Source organism: Gluconobacter kanchanaburiensis NBRC 103587, from assembly GCF_007988905.1.
Taxonomy (GTDB): Bacteria; Pseudomonadota; Alphaproteobacteria; order Acetobacterales; family Acetobacteraceae; genus Gluconobacter; species Gluconobacter kanchanaburiensis.
This window is the reverse complement of sequence record NZ_BJVA01000007.1, coordinates 1-13,889: the sequence shown is the minus strand read 5'-3', so window position 1 is coordinate 13,889 and position 13,889 is coordinate 1. Positions and strand designations below refer to the sequence as shown.

At 53.3% G+C, this 13,889-nt stretch carries 11 protein-coding genes and 2 pseudogenes; 4 read left to right on the top strand and 9 right to left on the bottom strand.

The window, feature by feature from the left end:
* Positions 1-36: 36 nt before the first annotated feature.
* A complete protein-coding gene (gene hutI / locus GKA01_RS07150) occupies positions 37-1,305 on the top strand; it encodes an imidazolonepropionase (protein ID WP_146860762.1) in 1,269 nt (422 codons plus the stop codon).
* Here hutI and GKA01_RS07145 read toward each other — a convergent pair.
* Positions 1,297-2,085, bottom strand: a pseudogene (locus tag GKA01_RS07145) (IS5 family transposase). The gene hutI and the pseudogene GKA01_RS07145 overlap by 9 nt on opposite strands.
* 172 nt (positions 2,086-2,257) lie before the next feature.
* Between GKA01_RS07145 and hutC the strand changes: the two are divergent.
* The gene (hutC, locus tag GKA01_RS07140; RefSeq protein WP_146860759.1) at positions 2,258-2,998 is read left to right on the top strand and encodes a histidine utilization repressor; all 741 of its coding nucleotides are present in this window, start codon (positions 2,258-2,260) and stop codon (positions 2,996-2,998) included.
* A 530-nt stretch (positions 2,999-3,528) separates the two neighbouring features.
* On the opposite strand, the gene GKA01_RS07135 is transcribed toward hutC, so the two are convergent.
* Positions 3,529-3,861, bottom strand: coding sequence for an MFS transporter (locus GKA01_RS07135; RefSeq protein ID WP_146860756.1), 333 nt, complete (start codon positions 3,859-3,861; stop codon positions 3,529-3,531).
* A gap of 42 nt (positions 3,862-3,903) precedes the next feature.
* Here GKA01_RS07135 and GKA01_RS13795 point away from each other — a divergent pair.
* Positions 3,904-4,465 (top strand): annotated as a pseudogene (locus GKA01_RS13795) (IS5 family transposase); the annotation flags it as partial.
* 64 nt (positions 4,466-4,529) lie between these two features.
* On the opposite strand, the gene GKA01_RS07125 reads toward GKA01_RS13795, so the two are convergent.
* The 6 genes from GKA01_RS07125 to GKA01_RS07100 all read right to left on the bottom strand — a co-directional run bounded on the left by GKA01_RS07125 (position 4,530) and on the right by GKA01_RS07100 (position 11,078).
* On the bottom strand, positions 4,530-5,276 hold the full coding sequence (locus GKA01_RS07125; protein ID WP_146860753.1) for an SDR family oxidoreductase: 747 nt from the start codon (positions 5,274-5,276) through the stop codon (positions 4,530-4,532).
* Between the two features lie 17 nt (positions 5,277-5,293).
* On the bottom strand, positions 5,294-6,076 hold the full coding sequence (locus GKA01_RS07120) for a class I SAM-dependent methyltransferase (protein ID WP_146860751.1): 783 nt from the start codon (positions 6,074-6,076) through the stop codon (positions 5,294-5,296).
* 104 nt (positions 6,077-6,180) lie between these two features.
* The gene (locus tag GKA01_RS07115; protein WP_146860748.1) at positions 6,181-7,098 is read right to left on the bottom strand and encodes a LysR family transcriptional regulator; all 918 of its coding nucleotides are present in this window, start codon (positions 7,096-7,098) and stop codon (positions 6,181-6,183) included.
* Between the two features lie 164 nt (positions 7,099-7,262).
* On the bottom strand, positions 7,263-8,591 hold the full coding sequence (locus tag GKA01_RS07110; protein ID WP_146860746.1) for a c-type cytochrome: 1,329 nt from the start codon (positions 8,589-8,591) through the stop codon (positions 7,263-7,265).
* A complete protein-coding gene (locus GKA01_RS07105) occupies positions 8,588-10,366 on the bottom strand; it encodes a GMC family oxidoreductase (protein WP_146860743.1) in 1,779 nt (592 codons plus the stop codon). Before GKA01_RS07105 ends, GKA01_RS07110 begins: the two co-directional genes overlap by 4 nt.
* 13 nt (positions 10,367-10,379) lie before the next feature.
* A complete protein-coding gene (locus GKA01_RS07100) occupies positions 10,380-11,078 on the bottom strand; it encodes a gluconate 2-dehydrogenase subunit 3 family protein (RefSeq protein ID WP_146860740.1) in 699 nt (232 codons plus the stop codon).
* 186 nt (positions 11,079-11,264) lie between these two features.
* Between GKA01_RS07100 and GKA01_RS07095 the strand changes: the two genes are divergently transcribed.
* Positions 11,265-12,284, top strand: coding sequence for a LacI family DNA-binding transcriptional regulator (locus GKA01_RS07095; RefSeq protein WP_146860737.1), 1,020 nt, complete (start codon positions 11,265-11,267; stop codon positions 12,282-12,284).
* Positions 12,285-12,369: 85 nt separating this feature from the next.
* Here the strand turns inward: GKA01_RS07095 and GKA01_RS07090 are convergent.
* Positions 12,370-13,889 (bottom strand): carbohydrate porin (locus GKA01_RS07090; RefSeq protein WP_307724940.1); only part of this gene is annotated, 1,520 nt, incomplete at its 5' end.

The following is a 13,889-nucleotide window of genomic DNA, read 5'->3' as shown; positions in this document are numbered from 1 at the left end:
TTTTAAGATCCTTTTGAGCGCGTAAGGAAGACAAGAATGTGGGACACACTCTGGACAGACATTCATGTCGCGACCGCCGATCCAGCCCGCATATCAACACTGGACGGTTATGGCTGCATCCGCGATGCGGCACTCGGCATCAAAAACGGCCGCATCAGCTGGATCGGCACCGCTACGGATCTTCCTGATACGCCCCAGAAACTTGCGCAGGATGTCCGTTCTGGACAGGGTTTCTGGATGACACCAGGACTTGTCGACGCGCATACGCACGTCATCTATGCCGGTGATCGAAGCTCCGAGTTTGCGGAACGCCTCAACGGCGCCACCTACGCAGAAATCGCCCAGAGGGGGGGGGGCATCCTCTCGACTGTTAATGCCACTCGCCGCGCGACGGAGGAGGAGTTGCTTGACGTCACTGCACGTCGCGTCCAGCGCATGATGTCCGAAGGCACCACCACGATCGAGATGAAATCCGGTTACGGCCTAACTCTCAAAGACGAACTCAAACAGCTCCGAGTTGCGCGCACCATCGGCAAAACCCTTCCCGTACGCGTCCATGCCACATTTCTCGGTGCCCATGCCCTGCCACCCGAATTCAGGGATCGGCAGGACGACTACGTTTCCCATCTCATCGCAGAAATCCTTCCTCTGGCTGCCGAAGAGAACCTGATCGACAGTCTGGACGGCTTCTGTGAAACCATCGCCTTCACCCCCAACCAGATTGAGCGCCTTTTCCGCGCCGCTGCAGATCTTGAAATTCCGGTTCGCCTTCACTCTGAACAACTTTCCAACAGTGGCGGAACAAAACTGGCCGCGCGTTATGGCGCGCTTTCCACCGACCATCTGGAATATGTCACCGAAGACGATGTGATGGAGCTTGCTCACTCCGGAACCGTTGCCATGCTGCTACCCGGCGCTTTCTATTTCATCCGTGAAACACACCTACCCCCCGTGAGCCTGTTCAGAAAACACCGTGTACCGATGGGACTCGCTACGGACTGCAATCCGGGCACCTCCCCCAGCGTCAGTCTGACAGGAATCATGAATATGGCCTGCACCCTGTTTCGGATGACCCCCGAAGAAGCCTTCGCAGCCGTAACCCGGATCGGAGCACAGGCTCTGGGCCTTCAGAACCTGACCGGCAGCCTGTCCCTCGGTAAAGCGGCAGACATGCTGCTGTGGGACATCGCCGGTCCCCATGAACTGTCATACTGGATCGGAGGTAGACGACCCGTCCACCGCATTTTTGACGGTAAACTTTCTAAGAGCCCTTTTGGAAATTCAGGGATAAGCGGTTCAACGTAGTATGAGGCTTCCCATGGCAATATGGATCATAGCCTGAGCCACATCGATGCGCTGCTCGTAATCCTTCACAAGTCGGCGCCATCGGATCATCCAGCCGAATGTCCGTTCAATGATCCAGTGTCGCGGCAGGATTTCAAACATTTTACGGTGTCTAAGCAGCAAATAACCTCGAGCGTGAAGTCGAAAAAATCTGCATATCCATCAACTGAAGGCGGTCATAAGCTCCATCCGCGAAGAGATGCTTCATCCACGGCCAGCGTTTGCGGATGGCTTCCAGAATCATCCGCCCTTCCGCGCTATCTGAAATATCGGCTGGCGTCAGCCTGACCAGAAGCAGTCGGCCATCTGTATCAGCCGCAATATGGCGCTTACGATCAACGATCATCTTGCCTGCGTCATAACCTCAGGTTTTGGCATGAAAAGCCTTGATCCTCGGGATGTCGATGACACCACCCGATGGGCTGGCTTCATGATCGAGCACCAGACAGACATTAAGGATCGTCCGTAACAGAAAACGGCGCATCAGCCTGCGGAACCAGCAGAAAATAGCCACGGACCAAAGTGAACAGACAGCATTTCCTAACCACAACCCGAGCTGACAAGATACCGCAACGCATTGATGATCTCGCGAAAATCAATCGCCCTTTTCCGGCCACGCCGGTTCGCAGGCGGCATCAGGGGCGATATGCGCTCCCATTCTTCATCGGCCAGATCAGACTGATAACGTTTCGTCCTGCGGGTGATGTCGGCCATACGGCCTCTCTGCTCTGGCGTCCACATCCAGAGCATGAATCACCGACCAGACTCCCTGAAAACACCTCACGCTCAATTTCCAAAAAGACTCTAACATGATATGAAGTGCCATATTCTTATCCATACAACCTCTTGTCCAAGCATTTTCGTCAGGATGTTTTCTGGATTGCCGCACCTTAGCTGAAGGACAGTCTGCGACATGAAAATGGGCGTTTCCAGAGATCGTTCTCCGGCCCGGTATGAGCAGGTCAAGCTCCATATTACTGGTCGGATCCAGAACGGAGACTGGAAAGAGGGGCAGAAACTTCCTTCCGAGAGCGAACTGGTCGATCTGCTTGGGGTCTCACGCATGACGGTTCATCGCGCCCTGCGCGAACTGATGACAGAAGGAATTGTAGTACGAGCGCAGGGAGTTGGCACGTTTGTCTCCCGCCCTGCCCCCAAAACCGATCTACTCGAACTGCACGACATCGCCGACGATATTCTCAATTCCGGTCATACCCACACCGCCCAGGTCATCACCTTGGACGCCATCAGGGCCGACATCGATCTCGCCTTTTCCTTCGACATGCGACCGGGCAGCAAACTCTTCCATTCCGTTATCGTACATTTCGAAGACGATATCCCGCTTCAGGTAGAAGAACGGTTTGTCTCGCCGGCTTTTGCTCCGGAATACCTGCAACAGGACTTTACGCTTACGCATCCCCATCGACACCTTTATCATATATCAGGCCCCGATGAGATCGAACATATTGTCTTCGCGGTTTCTCCTACGCCGGACCTCCAAACCCTTCTCGATATCGGCCCAAATGAACCTTGCCTTCAACTAGTCCGCCGAACATGGGTCAAAAACCGCGTCGTTATGAAAGGAATTTTCACTTACCCGGGCAACCGCTACAGTCTCGGCGGCCATAGAAAATCCGGTACTGATAGATTTTAGGCGGCCTAGGACCGGCAGACCACACGGTATCGCCGGGATGATATTTCCTCCACGGGCACCATCACGTTGCACCCGACCGCAACGAACGGATGGACGTGCCACACCGTACGGGCTCTCGGATCAAACGTGACAAAAGCCGTCGTCATCTGCTCAAGTTCGGGCGGGTTGAAACGCGGATCAATCCGCACCGTTCCGGTAAATCAAGCAAATGATCCTCGCCCGGAAGGCTGCGTTCCTATACGCTTGCTTTCCATAACCGCTACTTCTGAATAGCCTGTAAAACTGTTGAATAGGCCTTTCAATACTGCCTGTCTCACACGGGATCATGATGTCCTCGCCAATCGCATTGTTGCAAAGGCCAGCATGGCAGCCATCACGAGGGCAAGAGCACTCGCGGCAAACGTGGCCTGATATCCGATCCAATAGGAAACCACCACAGGTCGCACCCAATGTGATGGCAAGTTGCACCACCACTACCATCAGACCGCCGCCTGCTTCAACCTCTTGAGGCATGGTTTGGGCCAACCAGGTTACCATCCCACAGGTGCAGATGTCGCGAACAAACCCCAGACCGCAAGAATGACAGTGCAAACGGCTATCCAGTTTCCCAATACGATAAGTCTAAATTCCAGAACGGCCATCAGTGCTGGAATAGCAATCAAGGTCGGATAAAGGCTGGTTTTCAATACTGCACCAATAAAACCGGACACTGCCATCAACAGCAGAATCAGAGAAAGAACGTACACGTCAACATGATCCACCGCTTCAAGAAAAGGGCGTATATACGTGAACAGCGTAAACTGTCCCATAAAGAACAGGCTAGGCTCAGGACCCATTGATTTGATTGTGGAACTCTGATTCATGCTCTGTGAGGAGACTGAAGATGAGCGACTTGTTTTGGCTGACGGATAAACAGATGGAGCGACATGGGCATTTTCATGCGGATGATGGATGGCCTGTCTGCTGCGAAAGCCGAACCTCGGACAATCATGATTGATGCGACGTATCTCAAAGCGCACCGTACGGCTTCAAGCCTGCGGCTAAAAAAGGGGATCCAAGGCGTCTGATCGGGCGGACAAAAGGTGGCATGAATACGAAGCTACATGCGATCACGGATCAGAACGGACGACCGCTGAGCTTCTTCATGACGGCGGGACAGGTCCGTGATTACACCGGTGCCGCTGCTCTGCTGGACAGTCTTCCTGCAGCACTATGGATGCTGGCGCACTGGGGGTTATGATGCTGACTGGTTCTGGGATGCCTTAGAGGAAAAAGGCATCAGGCCCTACATTCCGGGGCGGAAAACCAGTCAAATACGACAAGCGAAAATACAAAAGACGCAACCGCATCGAAATCATGTTCGGCCGCCTCAAGGACTGGCGGCATGTCGCAACACGCTATGACAGATGCCCCACCGTCTTCTTCTCAACAATCTACCTCGCAGCAACCGTCATGTTCTGGCTATGAGTCCTGAGCCTAACGATCAAACACAATCATGATTTACACACATGATCGGTTATTCCTAATTGTTTCATAATTTCTGTTTTGTTGGACGGAAGAGAATTTCATTGATATCGACATTTTCGGGCTGGCTTATTGCGAAGGCCACACACCGCGCAAAAGAGTCAGCACCAATCGCAATGTCCGGCACGAAACTCTGAAGCTGTTGAGCGGTTGCTGCGTCATGAATGCCGTTAAGAAGTTCCGACTGGACCGCCCCCGGTGAAATTATGGTCGTACGCAGGTTGTAAGGTTTCACTTCCGCCCTCAGCCCTTCCGAAAGAGCACGCACAGCAAATTTTGTGGCGGAATACACAGCGCTGCTTTCAAAAACATGATGCCCAGCGACAGATGACACGTTGATGATATGGCCACTTTTCTGCGTTTTCATATGAGGCAGAGCCGCAGCTATGCCATATAAAACACCTTTGATGTTCACGTCGATCATTAGATCCCATTCATCAACCCGCAGATTTTCCAGCGGCGAAAGCGGCATGACACCCGCATTGTTCAACAGGACATCAACTCGACCATAAGTGCTGACTGCCGTTTCGATCAGGTTTTGAACCGAATTACGGTCCGTCACATCGGTTTCGACGGCAAGTGCTTTGCCACCTTTGGCCGTTATATCCTGCGCAAGATCCCTGATCCGCTCTTCCCGCCGCGCGCCCAGAACGACTGTCGCACCATGATCCGCAAGATGGCGTGCAGTTTCCGCCCCAAGACCGCTGCTAGCCCCCGTGATGACAACAATTTTGTTTGCAACAGTATTATTCATGATCATTCTCCGCGTTTTTAACGGTCAATTTTCTGAAATTTGAGAACAAAATTGTCCCCCTCGCCAATGGCGGCATATTTAGCGTGATCCTTTTCCTTAAGCGCGAAGGTCGGCGGCAGCGTCCACACGCCCTTTGGCCAATTGGCCGTATCCTTGGGATTAGCATTGATTTCTGACGTACCGACGAGCCTGAAGCCAGCTTTCTCTATCAGAGCAATTGCATAAGACTGGCGAACATATCCATCCTCTGCCCGCGGATCCTGTGGAGCATCTGTATGGCCACGATGATCTTCAACCCCAAAAATTCCGCCTGGTTTGAGGACGCGATGAATGGCGGCAAGCATCTGAGGCGCATTCCCTGCCTCCATCCAGTTATGCAGATTGCGAAATGTCAGAACCAGGTCCGCGCTCCCCGCCGGAGCAAAATCAAGATGCCCGCCATCAAACTGCGTAGTTTTGAACGTTCCTTCAAGCGCCGGATGCGTAGCAAGCATTTTGCTAAATGCCGAACCGGCTTTGTCTTCCGGTCCCAGAGCAAGTGTATAGGCGCCTCTGTCATGCAGATACGGTCCGAGAATCTGCGTCCAGTACCCACCACCCGGCCAAATTTCGACAACATTTGCATCGGGGCGTAAGTCAAAAAACTGCAGCTCTTCCAGAGGATGACGCACTACATCCCGAGCTACAAACCGCGCATCGCGGCCTGAAGATTGGACCGCCTGGCTCAGATCGGGAGCGGCCAGCGCCGAACCTGACACCATTACCGAAACTGCACACAAGACAGGATAAACTGCTTTCATGATGCTGGCCCTCGTCGCTACGAAAATCTTTTACGCTTCTCTGCGTAAAACTTCTGCGCCTGTGTGATTAGCCCCTCAACTACGCATACAGTGTTCGATTTCACTCATGAATGCACTGTATTTTCTATTTTATGTTCATGCTGCATTTCTTCGACAAACAACAAGAACGGCATCGTATTCTGATGATGACGCGGAAAACAGAGGTGATAGCCAGTCCAGTAAGGACACCAGTCTTCGAGAACCGGGATCAGATGCCCCTCTGCAATATATTTTTCCGCAATCATTTCCGGCATGTGCGCCAAGCCTACCCCATCCAGACAGGCATCGCGTATGGGAAAAATGCTGTTGAATATGAGGGGGCCATCAACCCGGACCTTGACATCCCGTCCGTTCTTCTCGAACTCCCAGGCATAGATGCCTCCATGGGTCGGCAAGCGGATCGTGAGGCAACGATGCTTCAGCAGATCATGTGGAACTTTGGGTTTCGGGTTTTTTTGAAAATATGATTTCGATCCAACAACGACAAACCGGATATCTGGAGTCAGCGGCACCGATGTCATTTCTTTTGTTACATGTTCACCCAACCGCACTCCCGCATCAAATCGCTCAGCCACAATATCCACCAGCTTCAGATCAGCATTGATTTCGATTTTTACATCAGGATATTTTCTGATGAACGCTTCAATCCGCGGCCGAAGAATATAGGCAATCACATCATCGGTTGCTGTAATGCGGATTACCCCACTCGGTGTGCCCCGCAGTTGCCCTAACGCGGCAAGTTGCGTTTCAATCTGGTCAAAATGTGGACCAATATTGCGTAACAGATATTCGCCCGCATTTGTCGGCGTCACACTACGCGTTGTCCGCGTCAGCAGACGGAGCCCGAGCCGCTCTTCAAGAAGCCGGACCGTGTGGCTCAGCGCCGATTGCGACACTCCAAGTTTTGCAGCCGCCCGCGTAAAACTCTTCTCACGAGCTACAGCCAGAAACGCGAGCAGATCATTAAGGTTCTCGCGAGACATATATGAGCCCTTTTCATAAAAATGCTCACATTATCCTAAAATAAACATCTGACTGCGTCGAGACGCAGTCAGATGTTTTCCCACAGTAACCGGTTACCACAGCCTAAGACACTGTCTCCATGCGGCAGTGTTCTAAGATCATCAGGTCATTCATATTCTTGGGATTAGTTCAATGGAATAACACCCTGGTTCAGCACTGGCTCCGGTGCGGTCTTTTTAAGTGCTTCAACTGTTGCCACAGAGACGGGGGCTGCATTGTTTCCCCAAGCTTTTCTGATAAACGTCACTACGTCTGCAATCTGCTGCGAACTGAGCATATTTCCATACGCAGGCATGGCGAAAGCTGTGGGTGCCTTTGTCATGCCCGGCAGAATGGCACCACTTTGCACCACATGCACCAGAGATGCCGGATCATCACTCATGAGCACCGGATTACCCGCGAGAGGCGGAAAGGCTGGCGCATATCCCCGACCGTCAGAACGGTGGCAGGCCGCACAGTGATCCACATAAACCTTGGCACCCTGAGCCGAAACATCTCCCGCCTGCAGAGCAGAAGCCGCTGCCGGATCATACGCCCATGCTGACAGTGCCGGGTTATGAGGCTGCAGCGACAGCAGGTACTGCGCCATCGCATGAAGATCTGCATCCGTCAGATGCTGCGTTCCATGGAAAATGGCATCCGTCATACCTCCAAACGCCTCACCCCGCCGGTTACGGCCGGTCGCAAGGAACTGGACGATATCATCCTCGGACCATCCCGCCAGGCCACTTCGCTGGTCCTGCCTCAGGCTGGTAGGGACGAAGCCATCAATGGCTGCCCCTCCTGAGAGGAAAAGCGTCCCACTGCTGTTCGAGAGGGACTTCTCCTCCAGAGCCAGTCCTCGCGGAGAATGGCAGGCTCCGCAATGGCCCGGACCTTCCACAAGATAGGCGCCGCGTGCGATACCGTCATTCGGCAGCGAGCGATTGACATCTTTCTGCGCCGCGCTGACTGATGGCGAAAAGACAGCCCGCCAGATGGTCATCGGCAGACGGATGGACAGCGGCCAGGGAATACCATTGGCCGGAGCAGCCTGGGCCACCGGCTGCACGCCCTTCATGAAATATACATACAATGCATGGATATCGGCATCACTCATGCGGGCATAGGACGGGAAGGGCATTGCCGGATAAAGACTTGCGCCATCACGCCGAACACCTTCACGCACCGCGCGGGAAAATTCCGCTTCCGAATAGGCCCCAATGCCATGCGTTGCGTCAGGCGTAATATTGGACGAGTAGATCGATCCAATCGGCAACTTAAATTCCATGCCTCCCGCAAATTCGCCTCGCCCTCTCACCGTATGGCAGGCGCTGCAATCGGAAGCCTCAGCAACGTATTTTCCCTGTTTGACGAGGGCACTCATATCTTCTGCATGCAGATCCGAAACGGAGCCTGTCAGCAGGATCGCAGCCCCAAAGAACGCTGCACGGGTGAACGAACCGTATGTCATGCCTGCACCATCGGACCTGGATTTTTCAGATAGGTCGTCCGGATATGATACGCTGCCCAGTACGCAAGAGCGGCAACCATCCCGGTCGGATTATACCCCATTCCCTGAGGGAACGCGCTGGCTCCAATTACGAAAACGTTCGAAACGTCCCAGCTCTGCAAATACTTATTGACGCAACTGGTCTTCGGGTCGCTCCCCATGATCGCGCCCCCTCCGAGATGCGTGGTCTGATAGCGACGGGTATCGAAAACCTCACCGTCTTTCAGCATTCCCAAAGAATACCGGGTCGCACCCATAGCTTTGATGACAGGCTCAATTTTACCCACCACATACTGGTTCATGCGAATGTCGTTGTCTTTCCAGTTAAACGTCATTCGAAGTAATGCCTGCCCGTAGGCGTTGGTGTAGGTTGGATCGAGATCCAGATAAACATCCCGGTAGGCCATATTGCTGCCATGCGCATCAATGGTCAGGGAATGGCGATAAGTATCCATCATCGCATCCTTGTACCCCTCGCCCCATGTCGGAGCCTTGCCACCCGGTCCCCCAACAGCCGCCGCAATCGGCTTGACGCCCGCCTGATTTACCCAGACCGGCGACCCGCCCACAAAGCCAAGTGGCCCGTGATCGAAATTCATGCTGTTGAAATCATCAATGGCCACCCCTGCTCCGCCGGCTCCTACAAAGAGATTCGTGTACTGTTTGGGAGACAGCCAGGCGCGTGAGGTCGTGATCGTCTGATAAACGAAATTCCGCCCGACCGTGCCTGTGTTCTGCTTGGGATCGTAAGGCTGGCCAATTCCCGAAAGCAGCATCAAATGGACATTGTGAAACTGAAAGGCGCTGATGATCACAAGGTCCGCATCAAGCTCAACCTGCTTTTTGGTTCGCAGATCAAGATAGGTCACACCTGTCGCCTTTTTCTTGTCGGCATCCAGATTGACTTTGAGAACATGCGCCTTCGTGATCAGCGTGAACTTTGAATCCTGACGTAGCGCAGGAAGAATGTTCACGTTTGGCGAAGCTTTCGAATACATGTAGCAGTCGTACCCGCTGCAATATCCGCAGAAATTGCACGGCCCCATCTGCACCCCATAAGGGTTGGTATACTGCGCAGACGCATTGGCGGCAGGCAGCGCATAGGGATGATACCCCACACTGGCAGCAGCCGTCCTGAACAGGCTGGCTGAATAGACCTCCCCCATGGCAGGCAGGGGAAAGGCATCGGAACGATCGGGAGCAAAGCGGTTCCCCTTGCCGACAACCTTTCCATTAATAGTGTAAGGCTCACCCGATGTACCGAAAACCTTTTCCGCCTTGTCGAAAAAAGGCTCAAGCTCTTCATAGGTTACACCATAGTCCTGCAGATTCATTCCTTCAGGAATAAAGCCCTTGCCATAACGGGCGACTACATTGGTACGCAGGGCCAGATCATCCGGAGCAACACGGAAATGCACGCCGGACCAGTGCAGCCCTGCCCCTCCAACCCCTTCTCCCGGAAGGAATGCAGCCAGCCGGCGATATGGCAGCGCTTCCTGGTCCAGCGTATTACGGATCGTAACGGTGGACTGAGACAGGTTCTGGAACAACCGATGACGGATCGCTCCTCTCAGCTCGTCGATCGAGCTTGGATAATCACCCTCGACAGCGGTAGCACGTTCGTCACCCCTCTCAAGCATGACAACGGACAGCCCCGCCTCCGTCAGTTCCTTGGCGAGAATTGAACCCGCCCAGCCTGCACCGATGACAACGGCATCAACTTTTTTCGCACACATAATCTGAAAATCCTCAGGCAGTTTCGCCAGATATCGAAACAGGCCCGAAAGGATACGGCGCCCCTTTCTGATTGACCCAGTCCATGAAATCAGCCCGCGCTCCCGGAAAACCGAGAAGCGTCCAGCCCGCCAGCCCCTTGTTGCCGCCATACAGAGGATCGGAAAAAACGCCTTCGAGTGTATTCTGGCGCAACTGCTCGAAGAACGTATGAGCAGGCACCGTCCCCAGCATCATCTTTCCCTGTTCGAACGCCTTGAGCACGGCGGTCTGATCCGGGGCGGACAAATCCGCAAAGCTATGGGCTTTATGCTGATCGCGCACATAGGCGTTCGCGGCTTCAATAGCCTGCCGATACAGATCACGGGGCGGCAGAGAAAGCTGATACCCCAGATTGGGTGCGCCTGACCGAAACGGTCCGGACATGTACCACAACTCCCCGTGGCCGTACGGCGTGTTCATCTGCCGGTCAATGAACTCCGGCGCTCCAAGCGCTGCGGCATCCGGCCCGTGGGCATCCGCAGGAAAAATCCGGGCGCAGGCCGCATTCAGGAAACGCCATTCCTCTGCCGTGAAATATCGTGGCTGATAGGGCTGTCCGCTCTCCGCCTGCAGAGCATCAGCCCAGACTTTGTGGCCGCCATAGATCCAGAACGACGTTGATCCGAGAAGACCGGCGGTAAAATTACGCCGCGTTGAAGAGGGTAGTTTCATTGAATACTCCACTGACACACATGGCCTGACGACATGAAAACATTCTGCGCAAATCCACCCCTCTGCCTTTTCCCTTTGCGCACCTCAGGAAGTATGGGATGCTCACAAAAAGAAAATCAGCCGCCGGAGAGAACCACTTTTGAATAATTATGACACTTTACCGCCCCCAAAAGGCATCTGACGAACATGAATGGCCGTCAGAGAGCAGTAACTCTCAATTCTGTTGCTGTTGAAGCAGGGGTCTCTCGCGCCACCGCGTCTCTTGTTCTTCGAAACAGCCCTCTGGTTTCGCTTGACACGAGAGAACGCGTCATCGCTGCGATGGACAAGCTGGGCTATATCTACAACCGCGGCGCGGCCAATCTTCGCGGGCAGCGGACCGGCACCATCGGGCTGGTTCTTTGCGATATCGGCAGCCCCTTCTACAGCCAGCTGATGCTCGGAATCGACGAGATCATCGTGGAAGCCAGCATTGTCGCAATCCTGGTCAACAGCGCTGAAAACCCTGAAAGACAAATCAGACAAATCAGACGCCTGCGGGAGCACGGAGTGGACGGTCTGATCATCTGCCCCGCCGTTGGAACGTCCGAGGAGCTCCTCTCCGAGATCGCAACCCTTCGCATCCCCTGTGTTCAGGTCTTGCGACATGTTTCGCAGACGGGGGGCGATTATGTCGGCCCTGACTACGCGGAAGGCACATCTCTGGCGGTCAGACATCTTGTAAGACATGGCCGAAAAAGAATCGCCTTCCTCGGCGGAAGAGCAAGGCATTCCGCTGCCCGCGAACGCCTTGACGGTTTTCGCAGGACACTCGGAAAATACAAGCTCGAACACGATCTGATTATTCCAACCGATCTGGGGAACCTCTCCGATTTTGGTACGCTCCCGAAGCTGATGTCCTCCTCCAACCCGCCGGATGCTGCCATCTGCTATAACGACATGGTGGCCCAGTCGCTGATGGGGCATCTGCTTTCTGCGGGGATAATGCCCGGACGTGACTTCGGAGTGATCGGCGCCGACAATCTGCCACAGAGCGCGACGTCCTTTCCTCCCCTTACAACCATCGTCACCGATCCCGTAGGCGTTGGCCGCAATGCCGCCCGACTGCTGCTGGACAGAATAGAAAATTCCAGCCCCTCCAGTACCCGCATTCTCGTGTCCGGCCAGCTGATGGTCCGTCAGAGTTGCGGAGGCGACGCCCGCTGATCCCGTAAGACGGTGCACAGACGATGGATGATGCAGAGAGGTGAGCATATAGGAAATCATTATAACCATAAATCCGTGGATCGATCTAAAAGAAAGACACATAGGACTTGAAGCCCAACATAGCTGAATTGCGCAGACCAACCTGTCCATTGGGATTCATATAATACTGAAAATCAGGTCTGAACGTTACGCCACGCATCACATTTATGGAATAATCAACTTCCAAAACCTCGGCATTGGTCTGAACGCCCGTAGCATGGTTGGGCATGCCGGCATATTTTCCTGCAGCAACCATGGCGAGCGTCGTATCACGTGTGCCTGGAGCAATGCTGACATAGGAGAAAGCCACACCAAACATGTCTTCGGGACGCCCAGGAATTAGCCCCTGACTTATCAACGCGCCATAAACCTCGAAATCTCGAACGGCCGTATGGGGAGAGTTGTAAATAAATCCTCCCAAAAACGTTAGTCCTGCAGATTTCGATCTGTGAGGGTAGTTCATAAGCTTCTGGTCAAACATGAAATATGTCTGCCAGGATGAGTTCCGCATCCGCTGAACACCCCCATAAACATAATATGCCTGCCCTTTGGTGTTATAGTAATTATCTGGCCGCCGAACATCATCATAGACAAAACCGACCTTATAATGACCCGGAAGATCATGATGACTCCCAAAATGCGGCTCCCATTGGGCCTCGACTGGAATTTCATAACCAACGATATTTGCACCGTTAAATTTGAATCCCGTTCGGTGCTGATAATTCATGTAGATTCCATTTTCAGCGAAATATACAGCCGTCTGAATATAGAGATCTTTCCGCGGGCGACCTTTCATATGGAACGCCCAGGTCGCAGCTGGATAACTGCCATAATACGTACTGTCGGCAGCCGCCTTGGGTCGACCGCAGAACGAGTTGTTCTGAAAACTGCAAAAAATAGGACTGGAAGCGAAGTCAGACATTTGCGACATGCGGCCACCCGAAATCAGAAAGCGTCCTCCGAAGAGACTTTCCTCGCCATAAAGCGAGACAAGATGCACCACCACATTTCCCCCTCCACCATAGATCTCGGAGCTATGAGCCAGCCAATCACCAAACATTCTGTTAGCAGTTGTTCCATAGCGACCAATAGTTGTCATCCGGGTCACAAACCCCTTTATGCCTGCGAGATGCTCCCAATCCACAATGAGGTTTGCTGAATACTGACCCGCATTACTGGATCCATTTCTGTAGCTTTTATAGTGAGGCCCACGTGTTGGATTCTGGAGCGCTCCCGCGTATTCGTTGGTATTATCAACATGGAACCCGATACCTTTGTTTCTCAACCAGGACGTCATACCGAACGGGTCAGAGAAAATGGATGGTGGTCCTTCCGTAATAAGTGATGCAGCCGCATGCGGAGGGGAAAGCGGAGGTGCAGGATAAGTTGTGAAAATACCCGGCGGAATGGCCGCCTGCGGCGGCGCATTCTGCTGAACCGAGTTCAGAGGTGTTGAGGCATTCTGCTGCGGCCCAAGGTTTTGGTTTTGGTTTTGGTTTTGGTTTTGGTTTTGGTTTTGGTTTTGGTTTTGGTTTTGGTTTTGGTTTTGGTTTTGGTTTTGGTTTT

Coding starts and splice junctions, on each gene's coding strand:
- GKA01_RS07115 (WP_146860748.1), bottom strand. CDS start 7,098: ATGTCTCGCGAGAACCTTAATGATCTGCTCGCGTTTCTGGCTGTAGCT.
- GKA01_RS07120 (WP_146860751.1), bottom strand. CDS start 6,076: ATGAAAGCAGTTTATCCTGTCTTGTGTGCAGTTTCGGTAATGGTGTCA.
- hutI (WP_146860762.1), top strand. CDS start 37: ATGTGGGACACACTCTGGACAGACATTCATGTCGCGACCGCCGATCCA.
- GKA01_RS07110 (WP_146860746.1), bottom strand. CDS start 8,591: ATGACATACGGTTCGTTCACCCGTGCAGCGTTCTTTGGGGCTGCGATC.
- GKA01_RS07135 (WP_146860756.1), bottom strand. CDS start 3,861: ATGAATCAGAGTTCCACAATCAAATCAATGGGTCCTGAGCCTAGCCTG.
- GKA01_RS07100 (WP_146860740.1), bottom strand. CDS start 11,078: ATGAAACTACCCTCTTCAACGCGGCGTAATTTTACCGCCGGTCTTCTC.
- hutC (WP_146860759.1), top strand. CDS start 2,258: ATGAAAATGGGCGTTTCCAGAGATCGTTCTCCGGCCCGGTATGAGCAG.
- GKA01_RS07105 (WP_146860743.1), bottom strand. CDS start 10,366: ATGTGTGCGAAAAAAGTTGATGCCGTTGTCATCGGTGCAGGCTGGGCG.
- GKA01_RS07125 (WP_146860753.1), bottom strand. CDS start 5,276: ATGAATAATACTGTTGCAAACAAAATTGTTGTCATCACGGGGGCTAGC.
- GKA01_RS07095 (WP_146860737.1), top strand. CDS start 11,265: ATGAATGGCCGTCAGAGAGCAGTAACTCTCAATTCTGTTGCTGTTGAA.